The sequence below is a fragment of the Dehalococcoidia bacterium genome, assembly GCA_035310145.1.
In the GTDB taxonomy this organism is placed as follows: Bacteria; Chloroflexota; Dehalococcoidia; order CAUJGQ01; family CAUJGQ01; genus CALFMN01.
This window is the reverse complement of record DATGEL010000137.1, coordinates 36,726-60,311: the sequence shown is the minus strand read 5'-3', so window position 1 is coordinate 60,311 and position 23,586 is coordinate 36,726. Positions and strand designations below refer to the sequence as shown.

At 68.7% G+C, this 23,586-nt stretch carries 19 protein-coding genes and 1 tRNA gene; 13 read left to right on the top strand and 7 right to left on the bottom strand.

The features are described 5' to 3' along the window. Positions 1 to 47: 47 nt before the first annotated feature. A complete protein-coding gene (gatC, locus tag VKV26_24805; protein ID HLZ73137.1) occupies positions 48 to 335 on the bottom strand; it encodes an Asp-tRNA(Asn)/Glu-tRNA(Gln) amidotransferase subunit GatC in 288 nt (95 codons plus the stop codon). 169 nt (positions 336 to 504) lie between these two features. On the opposite strand from gatC, the gene VKV26_24800 reads away from it, so the two are divergent. Next, positions 505 to 1,311 (top strand): class I SAM-dependent methyltransferase, encoded by an 807-nt coding sequence (locus VKV26_24800; GenBank protein HLZ73136.1) that lies wholly within the window; start codon positions 505 to 507, stop codon positions 1,309 to 1,311. Then, a complete protein-coding gene (locus VKV26_24795; protein HLZ73135.1) occupies positions 1,298 to 3,838 on the top strand; it encodes a transglycosylase domain-containing protein in 2,541 nt (846 codons plus the stop codon). The genes VKV26_24800 and VKV26_24795 overlap by 14 nt, the downstream gene beginning before the upstream one ends. A 130-nt stretch (positions 3,839 to 3,968) precedes the next feature. Here the strand turns inward: VKV26_24795 and VKV26_24790 are convergent, their stop codons facing one another. Then, on the bottom strand, positions 3,969 to 5,246 hold the full coding sequence (locus VKV26_24790; GenBank protein HLZ73134.1) for a hypothetical protein: 1,278 nt from the start codon (positions 5,244 to 5,246) through the stop codon (positions 3,969 to 3,971). Between VKV26_24790 and VKV26_24785 the strand changes: the two genes are divergently transcribed. The 5 genes from VKV26_24785 to VKV26_24765 all read left to right on the top strand — a co-directional run bounded on the left by VKV26_24785 (position 5,245) and on the right by VKV26_24765 (position 13,224). Beyond that, positions 5,245 to 7,008 (top strand): hypothetical protein, encoded by a 1,764-nt coding sequence (locus VKV26_24785; protein ID HLZ73133.1) that lies wholly within the window; start codon positions 5,245 to 5,247, stop codon positions 7,006 to 7,008. The genes VKV26_24790 and VKV26_24785 overlap by 2 nt on opposite strands. Positions 7,009 to 7,078: 70 nt before the next feature. Continuing rightward, a complete protein-coding gene (locus VKV26_24780; protein HLZ73132.1) occupies positions 7,079 to 7,693 on the top strand; it encodes an RDD family protein in 615 nt (204 codons plus the stop codon). Positions 7,694 to 7,698: 5 nt separating this feature from the next. Further along, positions 7,699 to 8,649 carry a hypothetical protein gene (locus VKV26_24775; protein ID HLZ73131.1) on the top strand — a complete coding sequence of 317 codons (951 nt, stop codon included), beginning with the start codon at positions 7,699 to 7,701 and terminating at the stop codon, positions 8,647 to 8,649. 152 nt (positions 8,650 to 8,801) lie between these two features. Beyond that, on the top strand, positions 8,802 to 9,980 hold the full coding sequence (locus VKV26_24770; GenBank protein ID HLZ73130.1) for an LLM class flavin-dependent oxidoreductase: 1,179 nt from the start codon (positions 8,802 to 8,804) through the stop codon (positions 9,978 to 9,980). Positions 9,981 to 10,329: 349 nt separating this feature from the next. Continuing rightward, complete coding sequence (locus VKV26_24765) at positions 10,330 to 13,224, top strand: protease pro-enzyme activation domain-containing protein (GenBank protein ID HLZ73129.1); 2,895 nt, start codon at positions 10,330 to 10,332, stop codon at positions 13,222 to 13,224. 15 nt (positions 13,225 to 13,239) lie between these two features. Here the strand turns inward: VKV26_24765 and speA are convergent, their stop codons facing one another. Both speA and VKV26_24755 read right to left on the bottom strand, forming a co-directional pair. After that, a complete protein-coding gene (gene speA / locus VKV26_24760) occupies positions 13,240 to 15,192 on the bottom strand; it encodes a biosynthetic arginine decarboxylase (protein HLZ73128.1) in 1,953 nt (650 codons plus the stop codon). 240 nt (positions 15,193 to 15,432) lie between these two features. Then, complete coding sequence (locus VKV26_24755) at positions 15,433 to 15,837, bottom strand: MarR family transcriptional regulator (protein ID HLZ73127.1); 405 nt, start codon at positions 15,835 to 15,837, stop codon at positions 15,433 to 15,435. 437 nt (positions 15,838 to 16,274) lie between these two features. Here VKV26_24755 and VKV26_24750 point away from each other — a divergent pair, with 437 nt between their 5' ends. Together VKV26_24750 and VKV26_24745 are read left to right on the top strand one after the other, a co-directional pair. Continuing rightward, positions 16,275 to 16,790: a 6-carboxytetrahydropterin synthase gene (locus VKV26_24750; GenBank protein HLZ73126.1), complete on the top strand. Its 516-nt coding sequence runs from the start codon at positions 16,275 to 16,277 to the stop codon at positions 16,788 to 16,790. 62 nt (positions 16,791 to 16,852) lie between these two features. Beyond that, positions 16,853 to 17,644 (top strand): enoyl-CoA hydratase-related protein, encoded by a 792-nt coding sequence (locus tag VKV26_24745; GenBank protein ID HLZ73125.1) that lies wholly within the window; start codon positions 16,853 to 16,855, stop codon positions 17,642 to 17,644. On the opposite strand, the gene VKV26_24740 is transcribed toward VKV26_24745, so the two are convergent. Further along, a complete protein-coding gene (locus VKV26_24740; GenBank protein HLZ73124.1) occupies positions 17,641 to 17,871 on the bottom strand; it encodes a hypothetical protein in 231 nt (76 codons plus the stop codon). The genes VKV26_24745 and VKV26_24740 overlap by 4 nt on opposite strands. Before the next feature lie 259 nt (positions 17,872 to 18,130). Continuing rightward, the gene (locus VKV26_24735) at positions 18,131 to 19,075 is read right to left on the bottom strand and encodes an NAD-dependent epimerase/dehydratase family protein (GenBank protein ID HLZ73123.1); all 945 of its coding nucleotides are present in this window, start codon (positions 19,073 to 19,075) and stop codon (positions 18,131 to 18,133) included. Positions 19,076 to 19,371: 296 nt separating this feature from the next. Between VKV26_24735 and VKV26_24730 the strand changes: the two genes are divergently transcribed. The 4 genes from VKV26_24730 to trxB all read left to right on the top strand — a co-directional run bounded on the left by VKV26_24730 (position 19,372) and on the right by trxB (position 22,778). Then, positions 19,372 to 19,453: transfer RNA gene (locus tag VKV26_24730), tRNA-Leu, on the top strand. 106 nt (positions 19,454 to 19,559) lie between these two features. Next, entirely contained in the window at positions 19,560 to 20,639 is a 1,080-nt protein-coding gene (locus VKV26_24725; protein HLZ73122.1) for an ABC transporter ATP-binding protein, read from the top strand. A gap of 3 nt (positions 20,640 to 20,642) precedes the next feature. Then, a complete protein-coding gene (locus VKV26_24720) occupies positions 20,643 to 21,659 on the top strand; it encodes a dipeptide ABC transporter ATP-binding protein (protein ID HLZ73121.1) in 1,017 nt (338 codons plus the stop codon). A 150-nt stretch (positions 21,660 to 21,809) separates the two neighbouring features. Continuing rightward, the gene (gene trxB, locus VKV26_24715) at positions 21,810 to 22,778 is read left to right on the top strand and encodes a thioredoxin-disulfide reductase (GenBank protein ID HLZ73120.1); all 969 of its coding nucleotides are present in this window, start codon (positions 21,810 to 21,812) and stop codon (positions 22,776 to 22,778) included. 209 nt (positions 22,779 to 22,987) lie between these two features. On the opposite strand, the gene VKV26_24710 is transcribed toward trxB, so the two are convergent. Continuing rightward, positions 22,988 to 23,581 (bottom strand): pyridoxamine 5'-phosphate oxidase family protein, encoded by a 594-nt coding sequence (locus VKV26_24710; GenBank protein ID HLZ73119.1) that lies wholly within the window; start codon positions 23,579 to 23,581, stop codon positions 22,988 to 22,990. Positions 23,582 to 23,586 lie beyond the last annotated feature (5 nt).

The window sequence follows — 23,586 nt, the reverse complement described above, 5'->3', positions numbered from 1 at the left end:
CCCCTATTTCCTATTTTCTCTTTCCTATTTCCTCGTTCCTCGTCCCGTTACTCCAGCACCTTGCGCACGCGCAGGAAGGCGTCTTGCTTTCGCGGCGCGTTTGCCAGCACCGACTCGGTGGGGCACGAGGGTCGCGAGGTGTCGTCACGCTCGATGTTGGCCAGCGGCAGGGTATGGGCCGTGGGCGGCACGCCGCTGGTGTCGATCTCGCCCAGGGCAGCGAAGTGGTCGAGGATCACCGAGAGCTGTGCCTGGAAGCGGCTCACGTCCTCTTCCGTCACGCCGACGCGCGCCAGCTGGGCGATGTGCCTGACTTCGTCACGGGAGAGGGCCACGGCCCCACGCCTCATCGCAACGGTCAGAACTCGTCAAGCGCGACGCATTCACAACCGCGCGTTAATCTGTGTCGCGGCCGCCGGGGCGACCGTAACGCGCCAAGTATAGCATCATAGATCGGCGGCGGCGTTGAAGCGCCCCGCACGCGGCTGTTACGATCTAACAGGCATGACGACAGAGACACCGATCGCCTCGGCGCCGGACGGCCGGCTGCACGCGGACGAGCGCGCCGCGCTGGGCAATCCCAGCTTCGTCTGGCGCTTCGGCCAGGACCGGCGGCTGGAGCTGATCCGGCGCTTCGTGCCGCTGGAAGGCCGGCGCATTCTCGACGTCGGTTGCGGTGTGGGCACGTACGTGCGCCGCTTCCGCGCCTTCTCAAGCGAGGTCTACGGCATCGACATCGCCTTCGACCGCGTACGCAAGGGCGCGGAGGAGCTGCCGAAGCTATTGCTCGCTTCCAGCGACGCGCTGCCGTTTCGCGAAGGCTTCTTCGACGTGGTGCTGCTCAACGAAGTGATCGAGCACGTCCGTGACGACCGCGCAACGATGGCCGAACTGGCGCGCGTGCTGTGCCCCGGCGGTCACGCCATTTTCTACGCGCCCAACCGCTTCTACCCGTTCGAGACGCACGGCGTCTACCTCGGCCCGCGCTACACATTCGGCAATATTCCGCTGGTGAACTACCTGCCGGCGCCGCTGCGCAACCGGCTCGTGCCGCACGCGCGCGCCTATCTGACGCGCGACTTTCGCCGCATCGCCAGGGGATTGCCCTTGCGAACCGTCGTCCATTCCTACGTCTATCCTGGCTTCGACAACATCGAAGGGAGGAGTCGCGCGCTGGCGCGTGTGCTGCGGCGTGCCACGTACGCGGCGGAGGGGTCCTGGCTGCGCATATTCGGCCTTTCGCATTTCTTGATCCTGGAGCGGACGGCGGGTGCGGCCGGGTGTGGGGGCAACGTTCGTGAGCGCGACTGACACGATCCGGCGCAACCGGCGCCGCCGCGAGCTGGCGACGAAGCGCAAGCGCCGTCTGCCGCTCTGGCCATTCGCGGTGCTCGCCATCCTGCTGCTGGGCGCTACCGGAGCCGCGGCCGGAACTGCCGTCTACTCCGTCGACAAGTACAACTCCTACGTCAAAGACCTCACCAATCCGGCGGACAAGGTCAGCAAGGACCAGGGGCCGGCGATCCTTTATGACCGCGACGGCAACCAGCTCTACGAGTTCGAGGACAAAGACACGGGCCTGCGCGAGCCGGTGCCGCTCGACGCGATCTCGCCCAACCTGATCAAGGCGACGATCGCGACGGAAGACCCGGACTTCTACACCAATCGCGGCGTGAACGAGAAGGGCCTGGTTCGCGCCGCCTGCGAGTACGTGCATCTGTGCAAGAGCGCAAGCGCGCTCAGCACCGGCGGCTCCGGCATCACCCAGCAGCTCGTCAAGCTGCTGTTTGAGACGCAGGAGGAGGCCTCCACGCGCAGCATCGACCGCAAAGTCAGGGAGGCGGCGATCGCCGTCGAGCTGACCAAGCGCTACAACAAGGATCAGATCCTTGAGTGGTACCTGAACACGATCTTCTACGCGAACCGCGCCAACGGCATCGGCGCCGCGGCCAAGATCTACTTCAACGAGAAGGCCGCGGATCTCGACCTGGCTCAGGCGTCGCTGCTGGCCGGTATCCCTGCCTCGCCCGGCGACTACGACCCGATCGCGCACTACGACACGGCGAAGGCGCGGCAGAAGCAGGTGCTCGACCTGATGGTCGATCACGGCCAGGCCACGCGCGAGGAAGCCGACGCCGCCTTCGCCGAGCCACTCGATCTCAAGGAGCAAACCACGGTCATCAAGGAGCCGCACTGGGTCGGCTTCATGACCGACTACATCAAGCAGCATTGCAAGGAGCTGATCAAGGACTGCAAGAGCGGCGACGACGCGCTGTATCACATGGGATTACGCATTGTCACCACGCTCGACTCACAGCTTACCGACCAGGCTACGGCGATCGTCGACAAAGACGTGGCCGCGATGGAAAAGCTCAACTGCGAGTGCCACAACGGCGCCGTGATGGTGATCGACAACAACACCGGCCAGATCCTGGCGATGGTCGGCAGCCGCAACTACTACGACGAAAGCATCGGCGGCAAGAACAACAACACGTTGGCCGAATACCAGCCCGGTTCGGCGCTGAAGCCGATCATTTATCTCTCGACGTTTCTCAAGGGCTGGAGCGCGGGCACGATCGTGGTCGATCAGCCCAAGTGCTTCCCCAACGGCACGGAGAAGCCGTTCTGTCCCTCCGGCCCCACGCGCTCGTTCGTCGGCCCGCTGCCGGTGCGCGTGGCGCTGGCCAGCTCGATGAATTCGCCCGCGGTGCAGGCGGCCGACTTCTCCACCGTGCAATGGGTGCTGGAGGTGGCGCACAAGATGGGCATCAACACGATGCCCGATCCGTCGAAGTACGGCGTCTCGATCGCGACCGGCGGCTCGTCGGTCACGCTCTACGACATGACGTACATGTACTCGACGTTCGCGAATAACGGCGAGATGCGCGGCCTCAAGCTCGACGATCCGCAGCCGGGCTACCGCAAGGTCGATCCGGTGGCCGTGCTGCGCATCACCGACCGCAACGGCAACCTCGTCTATCAGTTCAACGGCCCGGATCGCGATCAGGTCGTGCCGGCGCCCTACGCGTATGAAATCACGAACATTATCTCGGACGACGCCGCCAAGCATCTGACCTACAGTCCCGGCCTCTTCAACCTGCGCGACCGCCGCCCGATCGCCGCCAAGACCGGCACGCAGCAGGGCGAGCAGCTCAGCCAGGTGCGCGCGACCTGGAACTTCGGCTTCGTGCCGGATCTCACGGTTGGCGTCTGGGTGGGCAACTCGGACGGCACGTTCCTGAACCCCAACCTGCTCAGCGCCACCAGCTCGCTGAACGTCTGGAAGGACGTGATGCAGTACGCGGTGGACAAGTACAATGTGCCGCCCAAGAATTTCGTGGTGCCCGCCGGCATCGCCCGCGGTATGCCCGTGCCGCCCGGCTCACGCCTCGTCGGCTGCGGCCTGCAACCGGACATCTATGTCGTGGGCCAGCCGGTGGCCGGACCGCCGCTCAGCAATGGCGCCAAAGACTGCCGGCTGGCCGCCACGCCCGCTCCCGGCGCCAGCGGCGTGGCAACCGTCGGCCCGAACGAAGTCCCCACCGCGCCTCCGCCACCGCGCACGGCCGAGCCGGAAGTGGCGCATACGCCCGTGATCAATCCGGAAGCCGCGACGCCGGAGGAAGCACAGCCGCAGCCGCCCTCGGGGAATCCGTCACCCGTCGAGCAACCGCAGCAACCGCCGCCGCCTGCGCAGCCGCCCCAACCGGCGCAGCCGCCGGCACCGCCGCCATCACAGCCCGCGCCGGCTCCTGCCCCGCCGCAGCAGTTGCGCTGCCCGCCGGGCCTGGTCGTGCCCACGGCGGTGCGCAACCAGGTCTGCGGGCCGGGCGGGTAGGCGGCGCGGACGCCCTCACGTGCGCTTCAGCTCAACGGCCCCGCTCCCTTTCTCCAGAATTGGCGGGGGGAACGGGGCTTCCAGGTAGGGAGTATGAAGGAGGAAGCAGGAAAACGTGGTTGAACGGCGGTCAGCGGGCCGCTCGCAGCAGCCGCTCCAGATCGGCGCGGCTGGCCACGTTTTGTACCCGGTGCACGAACGCGGCGAGGCTGGGGTTCGCCTTGCGCAAGGTCTCAATCTCGCCGCCAAGCGGGCTCGACGCCTGCGGGCTGTCGCCGTAGGAACCGTAGAAGGCGAAGTAGGCCTGGTTGATGCGGCGAATCGCGTAGCCGTTCGCGGCGAGCAGTTGCTGCGTCTCGTTCATCCGCTGTTCGGCCTCGTCGATCTTCCCCTGCGCCAGCAGAGCATCGACTTGCAGCCGCAGGTCGTGCATCGTCTGGGTGAAATCGACCGCCTTCGGGGAGGTGGTCGAGGCGTCCGGCGCCGGCGGCGGCAGACCAAGGCCGGCGTAGGCCGCACTGCCCAGCTCGCGGCCGACGAGGTTGGCCACGGTCTCGTTGATCAGCGTCAGGTCGCCGCTTCGTCCGTAGCGGGCGCCCAGCGGGTGGAAGACGAGATAGGCGTGCATCCACTCGTGCGCCATCGTCTGCAGCACGCCGAGCGGCGAGTCGTTCTGATCGACGATGCTTGGCCAGGCGCTGAGGCCGCCGATCTGGTCCACCAGGGCGCTGTCGTTGCCGTCCTGCTCGGCCATGCGCTCAATCTGCGCGGCCCGGGCGTCGCTCAGGGTGCTGCGCAGCAACTGCGTGCTCTCCAGCGCGATGTGATCGCGCGGTGAGATCACGAGAATGTGCGGCGGCGTGGTCAGGCCGGCGGCGGGCGGCGGCCAGACAAAGGAGATGCCGCCGAAGATCGGCAGGCGCTCCACCAGGCCGGCGTCGCGCGCCGCGCCCGCCACCGCGTCCTCGAAGCGGGTCTCGACTCGCGGCCGCAGGCGCTCGGCCTGCGCCTGCCTGTCGGCGGCTCGGCCCGTTGCCGAGGCATCGCCGGCAAGCGCGGCTCGCCGCGCGAGGCGCGCCTGGCGCAGCAGATCAAAGTAGCGCAGCACCTCGGCATTCGTGGCCGAGCGTCCTGCCACGCTCGCCGAGAGCCGGTTCAACGCGAAGCCCGCGAGCCGCGTCACCTCCCAGTGCACGAGGTTGAACTCGTCGTCCGCGCCGGCGAGTCCGGCCACGGCGCCCAGCGTCAGCAAAGGCGCAACCCAGAGGGCGAGCAGCAGCAGCGCCAGCGCCAGCACGGTCTGGCGGCGCGATCGAGGGGGCGAGCCCGGCCCGCTCCCTTCGGGCGAGGGCAGGTGGGCGCCGCTGTGGTACCATCCCCGAAGTCGCCGGTGGTCGGAGCCCTGCATGTCAGCGCTGGTACGTCCTTCGGCGCCGCGAGTGGTGGTGCCCGTCCTGCCCGACGCCGACTCGGCAGGCGTGTTGCCGCTGGCGTGCGACCTGGCCGGCACGGCCGGCTCCGTCGTGCTGCTGGCGGTGGTACCCGTGCCGCGCGGCCACGACCTGGCGGGTCCCACCACCGCGGCACGTTCTGCCCGCCGCCAACTGCGGGCGCTGGCCCGCGAACAGCTCGGCGCCGTTGCCAATGAAACCGTCGTGCGCGCGGCCGACTCGTTGCTGGCGGGCATTCACGAGGCAGCCGGCGGCGACAACGACGTGCTGATCATAGCCCTCCCACCGCACGCCGACGAAATCCGTGCCGTACTGGCGGAAGAACCGTATCGCGGTCTGGTCGCAGCGCCACTCTGCGACACGATCTTTGCGCGGCCTGGCACTGCCGGCGAGCCTCGCCACGTGCTCGTCTCGGCGCGTGGCGGGCCGCATGCCGAGGCGGCGCTCGACGTGGCCCTGCGGGTCGCGCGAACGCATGGCGCTGCCGTCACCGTGATGCACGTCGACGTGCCGGGCGGCGAGCCGGCGCTGCGCCAGCAGGAACAGCGCCTGTTCCAATCGCTCGTGGCACGCTCGGCCGATGCCCCGCGGCTGCGCACATTCAGCGTCGCTGCCGCTTCCGCCGAGGAGGCGGTGCTGTCCGAGGCCGCGCGGCACGATCTGCTGGTGCTGGGGGCGCGCGTCGGCAGCTCGAGGCGCGAGTCCGATCTCGGCGCGCTGCCGCTGGCCGCCCTGGCCCGCAGCGACGCCACGGTGCTGGTGGTGAAGTCGCGCCGGCCGGTGCATCCGGCGCTGTTCCGCCCTCGCCGCTTTCCCGTGGAAGAGGTGGTCAACGCCTGGTTCGTGGAGAACACCAGCCACTGCCGCGAGTACGCCAACCTGGCCGAGCTGGTGGCGCAGAAGCAGGCGCGCGGCCTCACGCTCGGCGTGGCGCTCCTGGCGGGAGAAAGCTCCGACACGCTGCCCGCGCACGCGCGCGTGCTGCACGACGAGCTTTCCACCGTGAAGCTCGTCGACGAGGCCGCCTTCTTTGCGGGCGAGTCGCCGGAGTTGCTGGAGGCGGCGCAGGCCACCGGGTTGCAGGCTGTCGGCGTGCGTGGCGCCGCGCCCGGACAGCGCGGCCGGCTGATCCACGCCAGCCTCGAATGCATGAAGTCGGACATTATCGTCTGGATCGACGCCGACATCCGCAACCCGCACGCCAAGCTCGTCTACGGGCCGGCCGGGCCGCTGCTCGCCAACGAGCGCCTCAATTACGTCAAGGGCTTCTTTGGCACCCCGGCCGACGGCGCCGAAACCGATCTGGAGGCGCTCGTCGGCGAACTGGCCGTGCGGCCGCTGCTGAACCTGTTCTTCGCCGAGCTTTCGGGCGTGATCGATCCGCTCGGCGTCGAGCAGGCGGTGCGCCGCAGCGCCGCCCGGCAGCTACCCGTCTTCAGCGGCGACGCCGCGCCGTTGGGCCTGCTGATCGACATGCTCGATCGCTACGGGCTGAAGGCGATCGCTCAGGTGGCGCTGGAAGAGCGGATCGCGCGGCCGCTTGGCCTGGCGGAGGCGAATCGCCGTTCGTTCTCCGCGGCGCAGGTGCTCACCAGCCGGCTGGGCCTCAGCGGCGAGGCCGCCGTGCACGAGCGCGCCACGCCGACGATCAAGATCATCCACCAGACCGACGAGCGCTTCGAAGTCACGTCACTGGATGCGCGCGAAAGCGAGCTGTGAGCGCCTCGGCCACGCGCGGGCCGGATGCTATACTTGCCGCGGCCCCGGCGATCCGGGCAATGGAGGAGCGGTGCAGCGCCAGGCAGAGGCAGGTTCGGGCGTGCCGGCGCCGGCCGCGGCGCGCCTTGCCGCCTACCTGATCGATCTGCTGATGGCAGCCGGCGTGGCGCTGGGCTGCCTGCTGGCCGCCTGGCTGTGGCTGCTGGCGACGAGCGACGGCGGCACGCGGCAGCCTTCCGACGGCGCGATCTACGTGGCGCTGGCCCTGTTCGCCGCCTGGCTGCCCCTCTGGGGCGCCATTATGCTGCTCTGCTGGAGCCGGCGCGGCCAGTCGCCGGGGCTGGCGGCAATGACGCTGCGCCTGGTCGGCAGGGGCGATACGCCGCCGTCACCGCTGCGCGCCCTGCTGCGACTGATCGTCGTTGGCGCGGCCACCGGCATCGGCCTGATCACCGTCCTCCTGCTGCTTGGCGCGTTCGCCGCGGCCGCACAGCAGACGTTGCCCACGGTGCTCGCCCTTGCCTTGCTGCTGCCGCTGGCGCTCGCCGTGGCCGATCCGCTCGTCTGGCTCCTGACGCCGGAACGGCGAGCGCTGCACGATCTGCTTGCTGGCACGCGCGTGGTGCGCGCCGCCGGCGCCGCGCGCGATCTCGCGCGCCCCGGCGCTCCCGGCGTTCTTCGATGAGTCGCATGAGCCAGAGGAGCGGACCGATCGACTCGCCGCGCGTCTACCAGCCGGAGTTCGACGGCCTCGATCGGCGGGAGATCGCGCGTCGCTACGGGCGTGCAGCAGCCTACCGCGAAGATGCGGAGTCGAACGTCGCCTTCTGGCTGCGCCTGTTCGCGCTGCTGCTGGTGCTTTCCCTCGTCGCGATGCTGGCGGCGTACACGCTCTCGCGCGTCACCGCCCGCGACTCGGCGCGGCGCATCCTGGGGCGCGCCATTCCCGAGATCACCGACTTCGACAGCACGCTCAGCGCCCACTATGACGAGCTGCAGAGCGCCGCCGCCTCGCCGGCCGGCGCCAACGGCTTCACGCTCACCGGCTTCCCGATCAAGGCCGTACTCTACCCGAAAGACGTGCTCAACCGCTCGCCCAGCGAGGTCCGCCAGACGCTGCTGACCCGCGCCGCGGACGCGGTCTACGAGCGTGGCACCGGCGCCTTCACCGCCAACGGCCGGCCCGTGAAGCTCGGCAGCTTCTCCCAGCTCTCCGCGCCCTGGGCCTTCAACACCGCGCTCAACGTGCTCGATCCCGGCTTTCACGCGCACGCGCTCTCCATCGCCAAGGCGGCGCTGATCGCGGTCGCGGTGCTCGGCATTCTGCTGCTGCCGCTCAGCCGCGGCTACAACCAGTTGGTGATGTATGGGGCAGCCCTGCTGATCGCCGCGCTGCCCCTGCTCGTGCTCAGCGGCATCGCCTGGCTGATCGTGCAACTGGCGTACGGCACCTCGCTCGACCCGTTGGTCGCCGGCACCTCCGACCTCGCCCGCGACGTCTGCTGGTTCCTCCTCCTCAGCTATCTCATCTACGTGTTGCTGGCGCTGGCGATCGTGCTTCTCGGCCTGCTCTTCGAACGGCTCAGCGACCTCTTCGCCACGCCCGCGGACCCGGCCAGGGCACGCGGCTACCGCGGCTAGACCGTCTCCCGTTCCGCCGCGAACGCCGGCGCAGGTGTGTACCGGCTTGCCCGCGGCCGCCGGCACATGCTACGAATCGTGCGAGCAGCGATCGCCCGCGCCGCGTCTGCGGAGCCTTGGGCGGGCGCGGCGCATGGGGGAGAGCTGGGACGATGGCAGGTCAGCGGATGAAGTTCGGCATATTCATGGCCCCGTTCCACCGCGTGGGAGACAATCCGACACTGGCGATGCAACGCGACCTCGAGCTGATCGAGTGGCTCGACTACCTGGACTTCGATGAGGCCTGGATCGGCGAGCATCACAGCGCCGGCTGGGAGATCATCGCCTCGCCGGAGCTGATGATCGCCGCCGCGGCCGAGCGCACGAAGCACATTATGCTCGGCACCGGCGTCACCAGCCTGCCGTACCACCATCCGCTGATGGTGGCCGACCGCATGGTGCAGCTCGACCACATGACGCGCGGCCGCTCGATGCTCGGCGTCGGCCCGGGCGCCCTCACGTCGGACGCCTGGATGATGGGCATTGACCCCGCGACCCAGCGGCCGCGCATGGAAGAGTCGCTCGACGCGATCGTCGCCCTGCTCCACGGCGAAACCGTGGACATGAAGACCGACTGGTTCGAGCTGCGCGACGCCAGCCTGCAACTGCTGCCCTACACGCGGCCCTGCTTCCCCATCGCCGTCGCCAGCGTGCTCTCGCCCGCGGGCATGCTGGCCGCAGGCAAGCACGGCCTGGGCGTGCTTTCGATCGGCGCGAGCGTCACCGGCGAGGTGGACGGCATCCGCAAGCACTGGTCGTTGGCCGAGGAGGCGGCGGCGCAGCACGGTAAGACGATGGACCGCGCCGAGTGGCGCCTGGTGAAGAGCGTGCACCTGGCGGAAACGCGCGAACAGGCCTATCGCGATGTCGAAGTTGGTGAGCGGCGCGAAACCGTCAGCTACTTCCAGCAAACTCTGGGACAGCCGGAGGGTCCGAACAACCTGGAAGAGCTGGTGCGGCTGGGCGTCAACATCGTCGGCACGCCGGAGGATGCGATCGAGGCGCTGGAGAAGCTGCAAACCGACAGCGGCGGCTTCGGCGGCCTGCTGATTCGCGCCACGGAATGGGCGAACCGCGAGGCGACGATGCGCAGCTTCGAGCTGCTCGCCCGCTACGTGATGCCGCACTTCCAGGATTCCGTCCGCACGACGATCGGCTCGCGCGAGTACGTCTCCTCGCACCGCCGCACGATCTTCGCCCCAAGCCAGCAGGCGCTGGCGAAGGCGTTCACCGACGCCGGCAAAGAGGTGCCCGAGGTGCTGAAGCAGCGCGTAGCCCAACTGCGGCCGTAGCCTCTCCGAACAGCCGCGATCCCGTCCGCGCCGCGGCGTCGCCGCGTCCCCTGGCGCCGGTCTCCCTCGCGGCGCTAGAGGCTGCCCCGTGCCGTGCGCTCACCGGCCGAACAACGCGCCGCTGCGTCCTGAGAGCACGGGCCAATACATCCCCTTCGTCTGATTCGCTGCATCACGGTGTCTCACGATCTCGATCTGACAAAATCATGGCGATACGGTAGACTGGATGGGCGCTGGCGGTCGGGGCCGAATCCCCCGACGGGCAGCGCCGCGTAGGCTCAGACCGGCGGCGGGCCGATGCACACGCGACCTTCAGGCCCACCGCAAGCTCCGAAGGACGCCCCCTGCAATGCTCCGATCCCTGCGCAGCCTCGGTGCGGCTTTCCTGCTCCTCGCGACCGTGATCGGTCTGGCAGGCGCCGGCGGTGGCCGCGGCAGCGCCACGGCCGCGACGCCGTCTCCCAGCCCCAGCGCGACGGCCACGCCCGCCCCAACGCCCTCCCCGGCGCCGGGGCCTGCCCAGGTCGGCCCGCTCGTGCGGCTGCCGGGACACACGTTGCAGGCGCTGGGGCGCGCCCAGGCGCTGGCGCGGCTGCCTCAGGTTGCGGATCAGCCGATCACGGTCACCGTCGTGCTCAACCGCACGGACGAATCGGGCTTCGAGAGCTTCCTTGAGGCCGTCCAGGATCCGCGATCGCCGTCCTACCGCCGGTTCCTGAGCCAGAGCCAGCTCGCCGACCGCTTCGGACCGACCGCGCAGGCGTCCGCGGCCGTGCGGTCGTACATGGAGGCGCAGGGCTTCGCGCTTGTCCAGGACTCGGCCAACCGCCTGACGTTGACGTTCCAGGGCACGCGCGCCCAGGCCGAGCAAGCCTTCGCGGTGCAGATCAACGATTTTCAGCTTAGCTCGCGCAGCTTTTTCGCCAACACCAGCGATCCCGCCGTACCCGCCAACCTCTCGACGATCGTGCGCACGGTAGCCGGCCTCAACAACCTGGCGCGGCCGCATCGCGCCGCCCCGGCGCAGGCGCTCGCACCGGCCCTGGCCGGCGGGCTGCCGACGCCGATGGACATCGCGCAGTTCTACAACTTCCCGGGCATCGGCAGCGCCAACGGCGCGGGCCAGCGCGTCGGCCTGGTCGAGTTCTCAACCTACAACCGCAGCGACGTGAGCGCCTGGCTGAATCTTGTCGGCCTGCCGTCCTCACTGCTCAATAACGTCGGCGACAAGACGGTCAACGGCGGCACGAGCGACACCTCCGGCCAGATCGAGGACGTGCTGGACATCGATGTCATCCTGGGCATGGCGCCGGGCGCCGCGGTGATCGACTACCAGGCGCCGAACAACGCGACGAGTTGGTCACAAATGTTCAACACGATGCTCAACGACGGCGACACGGTGATCAGCAACAGTTGGACGAACTGCGAGGCGGACGACACGCTGGCCAACGTCCAGGGGATCGATTCGATCTTCGCCTCGGCAGCGGCCGGCGGCGTCGCCATCTTTTCCGCCAGCGCCGACAATCTGAGCACGTGCTTCGGCGGTTCAACCGGAACGACCGCCTACCCAAATACGATCAGCGTCCCCAGCGACATACCGCACGGCATCGCGATCGGCGGCACCAGCTTCAGCCTGGGACCGGGAGCCAGCTACGGCAGCGAACAGTTCTGGAATGCGGGTGGGAGTCCGCCTCTTGGCAGCGGCTTCGGCGTCAGCCAGTTCTTCCCGCTGCCGAGCTTCCAGAGCGGCTTGACCACCGCCACGATGCGCTCGATCCCCGATGTGGCGGCCGCCGCCAGCCCTGGCATCCTCGTCTGCCAGGCCGGCTGCCAGTGGCAGGTGCGGGGAACGAGCCTCGCGACGCCGATCTGGGCCGCGGGCGCGGCGCGGCTCAATCAGCAGTTGGGCGGCGGCCTCGGCGGGCCGCAGGTGCTCTACAACGCCGGCGGCTCCGCGTACCACAGCGCCAGCAGTATGGGCAGCGATTTTGCCCACCTCGGCCTGGGCTCGCCCAACATGGGCGGCGTGTATCAGGCCGTGGCGCCCACCCGCACCCCCGGCGCGCCCGGGCTGCAGAGCCCCCGCGAGGGCGCCACCAACGTCACGTTGAACCCGGAGATCACGTGGAGCGCGCCGACGGCCGCCGTCCCCGGGACGACGATCTACACGGCCTACGTCTGGGATCCCGGTGCGCGGGTCATGCGGTTCCAGCAGGCAACGACGAGCACGAGCGTCGTGGTCAGTCCGTCGCTTGCCAACGGCACCTTCTACTACTACACGGTGCAGGCCTGCAACGGCTCGAGCTGCGGTGCATTGGCGCGCTGGGAAGGCTTTACCACGATCGGCACGCCGGGCATGCCGGGCTTGACGGCGCCCGTAGAGGGCTCAAGCGGCGTCAGCGTGAATCCCACCTTCCAGTGGACGGCGCCCGCCAACAGCCTCGACGGCACCACGCTCTACACCCTCTCCGTCTGGGATCCGGGCGCGGGCAGGATGGCGCTTCAGCTCTCGACCTACGCGCTCAGCCAGCAGCTCGCGCCGAACGCGGGCCTGCAGTACGGAACGTTTTACTACTTCACGGTGCAGGCCTGTAACGGCGGCGCCTGCGGGCCGGCCGCTCGCTGGGAGGGGTTCACCACGATCGGCACGCCGGGCGCGCCGCGGTTGAGCAGCCCTGCCGAAGGATCGAGCGGCAACAGCCTCACGCCGACGCTGCAATGGAACGCCCCGGCCGGCTCCGCCGCTGGTACAACGCAGTACACGGCGTTCATCTGGGATCCGTCCGGCGGCGTGATGGCCTTCCAGGCCGCAACCACGGCGCTGGCGATCGCGGTGCCACAGGGCTCGGCTCTGCAACCGGGCCACTTCTACTACTACACGGCGCAGGCCTGCAACGGTCCGCTCTGCGGTCCGATCGCCCGCTGGGAGGGCTTCACCACGATCGGGGCGCCGGGAACGCCGACGCTGCTCAATCCGCTGGAAGGCTCGACCGGCAACGGGGTGACGCCGACCATCCGCTGGTCGGCGCCGGCCGGTTCGCTCTCCGGCACCACGCAGTACACGGTCTACGTCTGGGATCCGGCGGCCGGTGTGATGAAGTTCCAGCAGACCACGACCGCGTTGCAGGACACCGTGACGTCGGTCGGCGGTCTGCAAGCCGGGCACTTTTACTACTACACGGTGCAGGCCTGTAACGGCAGCGCCTGCGGCCCGCTGGCCCGCTGGGAGGGCTTCACGAGCTGATGGCCGGCCGCGGACTCAGCTCACCACGCCGGTGAGATAGGTCGAGGCGCGCAGGCTGCTCTCAAACGTCTGCAAGAGCAGGCGCGACTGCTCCAGCGTGAGCTGGCCGCGCTGTAACGCCTGCTCGGCCTGGCGGCGCACGCCCTCCAGCAACGCCTCGCCGTCGTACTGCACGTAGTTCAGCACCTCGGCCATCGTGTCGCCCTTGATCACCTGCTCCAGCCGGTAGCCTCCCTCGGTCGCGTGGACGTGCACCACGTTCGTATCGCCGAAGAGGTTGTGCAGGTCGCCCAGGATCTCCTGGTAGGCGCCGGCCAGAAAGACGCCGAGGTAGTAGGGCCGGCCGTCCGGCGCATGCAGCTCGAGCACGCGCTTCACGTCCTGCAAATCGATGAACTGGTCGATGCGGCCGTCGCTGTCGCAGGTGAGGTCCGCGAGCGTGGCGCGGCGGTCGGGCTCCTCGTCCAGGCGGTGGATCGGCATGATCGGGAAGAGCTGGTCGATCGCCCAGCTATCGGGGATCGACTGGAAGACGGAGAAGTTGCAGTAGTAGGTGTCCGCGAGGATCTCCTCGAGGTCTTCCAGCTCCTCCGGCACGTGCTCGGCGCCGCGCAGGAAGTGCAAGATGCGCTCGCAGCAGGCCCAGAACAGCCGCTCTGCCCGCGCCCGGCCCTCCAAACCGACGTAGCCGAGCGAGAACAACGTCTGCGTCTGGTCGCGCGCCTCGACCGCGTCGTGATACGCCTCCTGCAGGTTGTCCGCCTCCACCGAGCGATACGTCTCGTAGAGGTCGTGCACCTGCTGGTGGTCTTCGCGGCGCGGCGGTTCCGGCTCGCCGGCAAAGACGCGGTTGACGCCCAGCACGTCAAAGACCAGTACCGACTGGTGCGAGACCATCGCGCGGCCGCTCTCCGTCACGATCGTCGGCATCGGCAGGCCGTGCCGCTCGCAGGCCGTCTGTGCCGCGGCTATCACGTCGTAGGCGTACTCCTGCACGTTGTAGTTCTTGGAGGCGGGGAAGTCGGTCTTGGAGCCGTCATAGTCGATCGCCAGGCCGCCGCCCACGTCGAGATAGCCCATCGGCGCGCCCATCGCCGCCAGCTCGCAATAGAACTGCGTCGCTTCGCGCAGGGCCGACTTGATCACGCCGATCTGCGTGATCTGCGAGCCCATGTGAAAGTGCAGCAGCTTCAGCGTGTGGAGCAGGCCGGCCGCGCGCAGCTGTTCCACGACGCGCACGATCTCGGACGAGGTCAGCCCGAACTTCGAGCCGTCGCCGGTGGAGATGCCCCAGCGGCCGCTGCCGCGCGCCGTCAGCTTGGCTCGCACACCGACCACCGGCTCGATGCCCAGCTTCTCGTGCGCTCGCAGCACAAGGTCCAACTCGGCCAGCCGCTCGATCACGACCACGGGATTTTTGCCCAGCTTGCGCGCCAGCAGCGCCGTTTCGATGTACTCCTGGTCTTTGAAGCCGTTGCAGACGATCAAGGTGTCCGGCGTGTCCAGCAGAGCGACGGCGATCAGCAGCTCCGGCTTCGAGCCGGCTTCCAGGCCCAGGTGATACGGCCGGCCGTGCACGATCACCTCCTCGACCAGGTGGCGCTGCTGATTGACCTTCACCGGGTAGACGCCGCGGTACTTGCCGGCGAATTCGTACTCGCGGATTGCCCGGCCGAAGGACTCGTTCAGGCGGCGGATGCGGTCGCCGAGGATGTCGGAGAAGCGGATGAGATAGGGCAGGCTCAGGTTGCGGCTCTGCAGCTCCCGCACCAGGCGGAAGAGGTCAATCACGGGCGGCGCGGCGCCCGTGGGCGAGACAATGAGATGCCCTTCGGCGTTGATGTCGAAGTACGGCTCGCCCCAGCCGCGCAGACGGTACAGCTCCGCGCTGCGTTCGATCGACCACTCCCCCACGGGCACACTCCCCCGAACGCGGCGCGGGCACAGCGCCCGCCGGCCGGCACCCATGCCGCGCGCGTCCTGCTGTGCCAATGCCGAAGGGCATGGTATCGCCCCCGCGACGCAGACGCCAATCGTGCGACCTGGCGAAGCAGGCGAGGCGCCTCTTCCCCGGAGCCGGCGCAGACGAATGCTGCCCCTTCCCGAAACGAGCGAGGGGGTTGCGGCGCGTTGAAGACGCCGGGCGCGGGGAGCGAAGGCAGGATCGCTGGTTTGGCGGGCGCGGCGGTGTGAGGCGCCCGGGCAGACTCAGGCGATGGCCGCGCCCGCCGCGGCGTGCGGCTCGCGATCGAAGACCGACGGCAGATCCATACCCGGCTGCGCGGCCGCGGCGTCGTAGACCGCTTCAAAGGTACGCGCCATATTCAGCAATTCACCCTCGCCGAAGCGGTTAAAGATCTGGATCACCGCGTGATAGGTGATCGGCAGAATTTCGTCGAGCTTCTTGCGGCCGCTGTCGGTCAGCTCAAGGCGGATTGCGCGGCGATCCGGCAGGTCGCGCACACGCATCAGCCAGGACTTTACCTCCATGCGGTCGATCAGCCCGGTCATGCTCTGGCGCTCCTGGCCCATGTAGCCGGCGAGTTGCGTGGCCGTTACGGGTCCGGTCGCGGTGCCAATCACCTGCAGCGCGATCGCCTGCGGCAGGCTCACGCCGACCCGGATCAGGTCGCGCTCAATCGCTCGTGCAACCGCGGTGTGCGCAACATACAGCCGTCGGTAGGCATCGACGGCGGGATGTGGGGGATTCTGCATAGCTGTTCCTGCCTTCATGTCCGCGGCGACCTGGGCCGAACTGGCCAATCGGCCGCACCAATCTCAACGGCCGTGCGCCGGGCCGGGGCTGCACTACCACACGCCGGTAATCTTATGTAGGCTGATATCTGCGTAAGCCTAGCACCTCCAAGGAGCTGATGCTAAAAATTTATGTTAGAACTTGTCCCTACGCGGTTGAACCACAGTCTCAATGTCCGTGACTTGACCCCGATACCAAACCGTAACGCGATCGATGCCGGTAGTGCAATGGTGTCGAAAAAAAATGCCAGACACCGCCGTGGCACGGCGCGGTGGCGGCGCGCGGGCGGTCTGCGATGACGCCCGATCAGCGGCCCTACCGCGCGGCCAGGGTGCAGGCGCAACGCCTCAAGTTCGCCGCCGCGCACATGGCAACCTTCGGCGGCAGCATCGAGCCGCTGCACGGCCACAATTACGCTGTCACGATCGAGGCCGAGGGCGAGTTGAGCGCGATCGGCTGGGTGGCCGACTTCGGTCTGCTGAAGCACAGTGGCCGCAAGATCTGCGAGCGGCTGGATCACCATTTCCTCTTGCAGGGCGCGAGCCGCGAGATCGAGATCGCGCGCCAGGAGCGCACGATTGCGCTGCGCTTCGGCGAGAAGGGCTACGTGTTCCCCGCCGAGGATGTGCTCGAGCTGCCGATCGCCAACACGACCGCCGAGCTGATCGCCGAGTGGTTCTGGTGGCAGGTGGTGGAGGCGCTGCACGCTGCTGCTGGCGACAATATCCGCCGCATCACGGTCGGCGTCGAGGAGGCGCCCGGCCAGGCGGGCTGGTTCGCCGACGACCTGCCGCCGGCCCTCCCGGCATAGGCAGGCGCCACAGGCCACGACGCCTTATGGGCGCACGCGGCCGCGAAGCGAAGGAGTCCACGATGGCGGTGATCTACGAGAAGAAGGGGCGCAAGGCATACATCACGCTCAACCGCCCGGAGTCGCTCAACGCCTTCAACGGCGAGATGGGGCGTGAGCTGCGCGAAGCCTGGCTCGACTTCCGCCAGGATCCCGACGTCTGGGTTGCAATCGTGACGGGCAACGGCCGCGCCTTCTCGTCCGGCGCCGACGTGAAGGAACTGGCGGCGGGCAACCGTGCCGGCGCCGGCCAGCCGGTCAACTACAGCGGCTTTTGGTCCTCGATGTACGGGCTGGACAGCTTCGAGTCCGGCCTCGAGGTCTGGAAGCCGACGATCGCCGCGATCAACGGCCACTGCCTCGGCATCGGCTGCACCCTGGCGATCACCTGCGACTTCCGCCTGGCCTCGGACCGCGCCATGTTCGGCTTCCCGGAGGTCAAGATCGGCGTGCCCACGATCATGGCCGCGATCCGCCTGCCACGGCTGGTGGGCATGGGGCCCTCACTGGAACTGCTGCTGATGGGCGACTCGATCAACGCCAACGAAGCCCATCGCGTGGGGCTGGTGCACCGGGTGATTCCGCACGACGATCTGCTGGCCGAAGCCGAGCGCTGGGCCGACCGGCTGCTTCAGCGCGGTCCGACGGCCGTGGCCGCTACCAAAGAAGTCTGCGTGCGCTGCTCCACCCTGCCGCTGCCCGACGCCGTGCGCATGGGCGAAGCGATCCGCCGCCTGGCACGAACGGCCGAGGATGCGAAGGAAGGGCCCCGTGCCTTCGCCGAGAAGCGCGACCCCGTCTGGACAGGGCGTTAGGCCGAGCGTCGCACCGGCAGCGTCACAGGTATGGCCGCCAGCGCCGACAGCGGCTGCGGGCGGCGCTGCACGGGCACCAGGCGGCTGAACAGGCTCTGCTGTTCGTCGGGGCGCAGGTGGTAGCCGCACTGGATGCAGGTGACGTCGTCGTCCGCTTCCATGCGGCGGCGGCTGCTTTCCGCCGCCAGGTCGCCCTTGCACTTCGGGCAGCCCTTGAGGATAAACATCGCCGGCGCTCCTCGCCCGGATTGCCTGCGGCGGCGCGGTGTTGCCGCGTCCGGGCGCCGCTGTACTGGTTATCGGGCCTGCTGGTGCGGAACTTTAGGGTTTTGTCACACCGCACGAGCCGTGCGTTACATAGCCTCAGCGTGACAGACCCGAGGCCGCGCGCGTCAGATCCGAAGGCGCTATCCATGCGGTCCTGGCCCTACACATTGCGGCGCCCTCCGGCGCAAGCGTGCCGGCCGGCGGCCGAGCAAGGGCCCCTCAGCCTCCGGCGGAGGCGAGCCGCGTCCGCACCAGGTGTGCGATGCCCTCCGCTACCGGAATCTGCGGCGTCAGCCCCAGCCGCGTGCCCAGGGCATCGATACGGGCGCGCGAGTGGCGCACATCGCCGGCCCGCGCCGGAGCGAAGCGCGGCGCATCGGCGGCGCCGACCGCGGCGGCGATCAGGCGGTAGAGATCGCGGATGCTGACCGATTCGCCGCGGCCGACGTTGATCGGCTCCGGGCCGGGGTCGGGGCCGGCCAACGCCGCCTCGATCGCTCGCGTCACGTCGCCCACGTCGATGAAGTCGCGCGTCTGCTCGCCGTCACCCATGATCGTGGCTACACCGCCGCCGGACATCGCCTCGATAAACAAAGAGATCACGCCCGAGTAGGGGCTGTCGGGGTTCTGCCGGGCGCCGAAGACGTTGAAGAAACGCAGCGACACGGTTTCCAGGCCAAACGCCGCCCGGTAGGAGCGGCAGAGCAGTTCGCCGGCCGCCTTGTGCGCCGCATAGGGCGCAACCGGGCGCAGCGGATCGTCCTCCGCCGAGGGCAGCGCCGGGTCGCCCCCATACACGGCGGCGGAGCTGGCAAAGACGAAGCGTGTGGCGCCGGCCGCGCGCGCCGCTTCCAGCGCGTGCAGCGTGCCGGTCAGGTTCACGGCGTAGCTGTCACGCGGCTGCTCGACGCTGTACAGCACCGAGGCGATCGCCGCGAGATGCAGCACCGCCGCGGGGCGAAAGGCCGTAAGCGCGCCGGCCAGCGCCGCGCCGTCGCGCACATCCAGGCGCTGGAAGCGGGTACGCGGCCCCGCCTGCGCCAGGTTCTCCAGCGAGCCCGAGGAGAGGTCGTCCAGCGCCAGCAGATCGTGACCGGCGCCGGCGAGCCGGTCCACGCTGTGCGAGCCGATGAACCCGGCGCCACCCGTGATCGCGATGCGCATGGGCAGCGTCACTCCCGCGCGATTGAGCGCAATATTGGGGCTACAAAGCCGCGTCGTTGCCGCGAGCCAGCCGGCCATCGATCCGGCGAGAAAACGTTTGCGGGGCCATACGCCCTATGCTATACTCCGGCCACTTCGCTCGCGCCAGAAAAGTGAAATGTGCGGAGCGACGTGCGGATGGTATAACCACCTTGATCGTAATAGCGCGGAGTGGTGCTGTCTCCTGCAGGGGGCAGCACGTTCGCTATCACGCGGCGATGCTCGAACCGGTGCAGGGTAGGGACTCGGGACGTTCGGGGGAAGTGTCGGAACTGGCAGACGAGCATGACTTAGGATCATGTGCCGCAAGGCGTGGGAGTTCGAGTCTCCTCTTCCCCACCGCGGGCGGCCCGGCCCGCGCATTCGGCAATCGCCTGGCCCCGCACGGCCGGGCGATCGGGAGACGGTGGGCTGGTCGCACTCCTGGTGAGGCGAAGGAGGACCAATGGGAGCGTTGCTGAGCGTCAAAGACCTCCAGACGCATTTTTTCACCGAAGAGGGCGTCGTCCGAGCCGTCGATGGCGTGAGCTATGAGATCGAAGAAGGCGAGACGCTCGGCCTGGTGGGCGAATCGGGCTGCGGCAAGAGCGTCAGCGCCCTCTCGATCCTGCGCCTCATCCCCAATCCCCCCGGCAAGATCGTGGGCGGCCAGATCCTGTTCGAAGACCAGGATCTGCTGAAGATGGATGAGGACGAGATCCGCCACATCCGCGGCAACCGCATCGCCATGGTCTTCCAGGAGCCGATGACCTCGCTCAACCCCGTGTTAACCATCGGCCGGCAGCTCACCGAAGCGCTCGAGCTGCACCTGAAGATGGACCGCAATGCGGCCAACCGCCGAGCCATAGAGCTGCTGGAGATGGTCGGCATTCCCGAAGCCGGCGGCCGCTTGAACGACTATCCGCACCAGTTCTCCGGCGGCATGCGCCAGCGCGTGATGATCGCCATGGCGCTCTCCTGCAACCCCAAGCTGCTGCTGGCCGACGAGCCGACGACCGCGCTCGACGTGACGATCCAGGCGCAGATCCTCGAGATCATGGCGCGGCTCTCCAAGGAGCTGGGCACGGCCGTGATCATCATCACGCACAACCTGGGCGTGGTGGCCCGCTACGCCGACCGCGTCAACGTCATGTACGCCGGCCGCGTGGTGGAAACGGCCTCGGCCAAAGAGCTGTACGGCAACCCGCGCCATCCCTACACGCTCGGCCTGCTGCGCTCGGTGCCACGCCTCGACGAGACGCGCAAGGAGAAGCTGGAGCCGATCGAGGGCCTGCCGCCGGACCTGGCGCACATGCCGCCGGGCTGCGCCTTCTACGCCCGCTGCCGCTTCCACGTCGATCGGTGCCTCAACGAGCGCCCCGACCTGATGCTGGTCGGCGAGCGTCACCTGGCGGCCTGCTGGGAGTGGGAGCGGCTCGGGCCGGAGGCGCTGAAGGCGTCGTATGCGGCCGAGCCGGCGGTGGAGCTGCCGGCGGCGGTCGCCAGCGAGGCGCCGGCGGTGGGCGCTATGCAGGAAGGTGTGTAGCCGATGGTTCAGCAGGTAAGCCACGTCACTGCAAGCACGGCCGCCGTCGGCGATGTGCTCGTCAACGTCTCGGATCTGCGCGTCTACTTTCCGGTGACCGCCGGCCTGATCTTCCAGCGCAAGGTCGCCGACGTGAAGGCCGTGGACGGCATCAACTTCGCGATCAAGAAGGGCGAGACGCTAGGCCTGGTGGGCGAGTCCGGCTGCGGCAAGTCCACCACCGGCCGCGCCATCCTGCAGCTCTACCGGCCGACGACCGGCTCGATCAACTTCGACGGCCGCGAGCTGACGAAGATGAAATCCGGTGAGCTGCGCCGCTTCCGCCGCCGCATGCAGATGATCTTCCAGGACCCGTACGCCTCCCTCAACCCGCGTATGTCGGTCGGCAGCATCATCTCGGAGCCGCTGGCGATTCATAACCTGGCGAAGGGCAGGGCCCGCAAGGACCGCGTTCAAGAACTGCTGCGCGTCGTCGGCCTCAACCCCTACTACGCCAACCGCTACCCGCACGAGTTCTCCGGCGGCCAGCGGCAGCGCATCGGCATCGCGCGGGCGCTGGCCGTCGAGCCGCAGTTCATCGTGGCCGACGAGCCGGTCTCGGCGCTGGACGTCTCGATTCAGGCGCAGATCATCAACCTGATGGAAGACCTCCAGAACGAGTACAACCTGACCTACCTGTTCATCGCGCACGACCTGTCAGTCGTCCGCCACATCTCCGACCGCGTGGCCGTGATGTACCTCGGCCGCATCGCCGAGTTGGCCGATCGCAACGAGCTGTACGAGAACCCGCTGCATCCGTACACGAAGGCGCTGCTCTCGGCCGTGCCGGTGCCGGATCCGTCGGTGGAGGCCAAGCGCGAGCGCATCATCCTCACCGGCGACGTGCCCAGCCCGCTGCGCCCGCCGCCGGGCTGCAACTTTCATACGCGCTGCCCGATCGCGATCGAGGAGTGCCGCGAGCGCATCCCCGAGTTCCGCGAGATCGTGCCCAACCACTTTGTCGCCTGCCACCGCGTGTAGCCGGCCGCCCGGCGCAGCAGCGAACTGCCCCCGCTTCGGATTCGAAGCGGGGCGTTGCTGTGCGGCTCAGCGCAGGCCAGGCGCCTCCAGGTGCGGCCATTTCGCCGCATCCTCGCCCGACCGTTAAGATCGGTGCGAAGAGACGATCCGATGAGCGACCCCGAGCCAGCAACACCACCCGCGCCTCTCTACGACGTGGTGATCATCGGCGGCGGACCGGCGGGACTGACCGCCGCGCTCTACGCCGCCCGCGCCCGTCGCCGCACGCTGGTGCTGGAGAAGGGCGTGACCGGCGGCCAGATCGCCCTGACCAGCCTGGTGGAGAACTTCCCCGGTTTCGTTGAAGGCACCAGCGGCTTCGCCCTGGCCGAAGCGATCCAGACGCAGGCCCAGCGCTACGGCGCCGAGTTCCGCTTCGAGGCCGTGGACGCGGTCGCGCGCGACGGCGACCTGTTCCAGATCACGGTCGACGGCGGCGCGCTGCGGGCGCGGGCGCTGCTCATCACGACCGGCGCCGAATACCGCCGGCTCGGCGTGCCCGGCGAGGAGCGCCTGACCGGCCGCGGCGTCTCGTACTGCGCCACCTGCGACGCCGCCTTCTTCCGCGATGTCGAGGTCGCCGTGGTCGGCGGCGGCGATGCGGCGGTGGACGAGGCGCTGTTCATCACGCGCTTCGCTTCGCGCGTACATCTCATTCATCGTCGCGCCGAGCTGCGCGCCAGCCGCATCCTGCAAGAGCGCGCCTTCGCCAATCCGCAGATCACACCGGTCTGGAACACCGTCGTCGAGGAAATCGTCGGTGTAGACGAGGTGGAGGCAGCCTTGCTGCGCAACGTCGAGACCGGCGAGCACAGCCGGCTCAACGTCGCGGCGGTGTTCATCTTCATCGGCCAGACGCCCGCGACCGGCTTCCTGCGCGGCCTCGCCCCGACCGACCCGGGCGGTCATCTGCTCGTAGGTCTGATGATGAACACGCCGGTAGACGGCGTCTTCGCGGCGGGCGACGTGCGCACGCACTCGTCGCGCCAGGCGATCAGCGCCGCCGGCGACGGCGCCACGGCGGCCATCGCCGCCGAGCAGTATCTGTCCGAGCGCTTCGGCCCGCCGGCGCTGGAGTAAGGTATGTGCAAGCAGTTCCTGCGAGCCTACCAGTAGCCGAAGTCGCACCGCCTGAGCCGGCCACGGAGGATCGCCGCTGTCCTCGGCAATGGGAAAGTCCTCGCTGTGCCACGGCTGTAGTCTGGAAACACCACGCGGCCGCGGCTGCGGCATCGGCCCGGCAACAAACTCGGCTTCGTCGAACAGAAACTGCATGATCGGCCGGCGTGTTACTGCCGCGCACGGTCGTTGGCCGGCAGCGCGTTCTTGTAGTCGGGGCTGCGCTTCCAGTCGGGGATCGGCGTCTCGCAGGCTTCACGCGGCACGAACTTCGAGCGCTCCACGAGCTGCAGCTTGTGGATGTAGCGCGGGCAGTTGGGGAAAACCTCGCCCGCCCGCACCCGCACGATGCACAGCGCCTCCGGGTACTCGGCAAGCAGCGGGTCGTTCGCGTCGATGCTGGCGACGCCGTTGAGGCGCATGCGCCGCTGCCGCTCGAAGTCGATGAACAGCATCCCCACCCGCGGGTTCACCAGCACATTGCCGGCGGAGAGGAACATGCCATTCCCGTCGTAGATGGGAAAAGCGATCGTGTGCTCGTCCACCACGCGCACGAAACCGGGGTCGCCGCCCTTGTACGAGCAGTTCGGCTGGCCGTGCTCGTCCGCCGTAGCGAGGAAGAACATGTCGGCCCGCTCGACGAAGGCGCGGTCCGGCTCGCTGATGAAGTCGTGCACCCACTTCTCCGCGCCTAGGTCGGCCAGGCGGCGGGTGTCGAACTGGTCCTGCATGCGGCGGCTGCCCTCGTGATACGTGTACGCCATGCTGT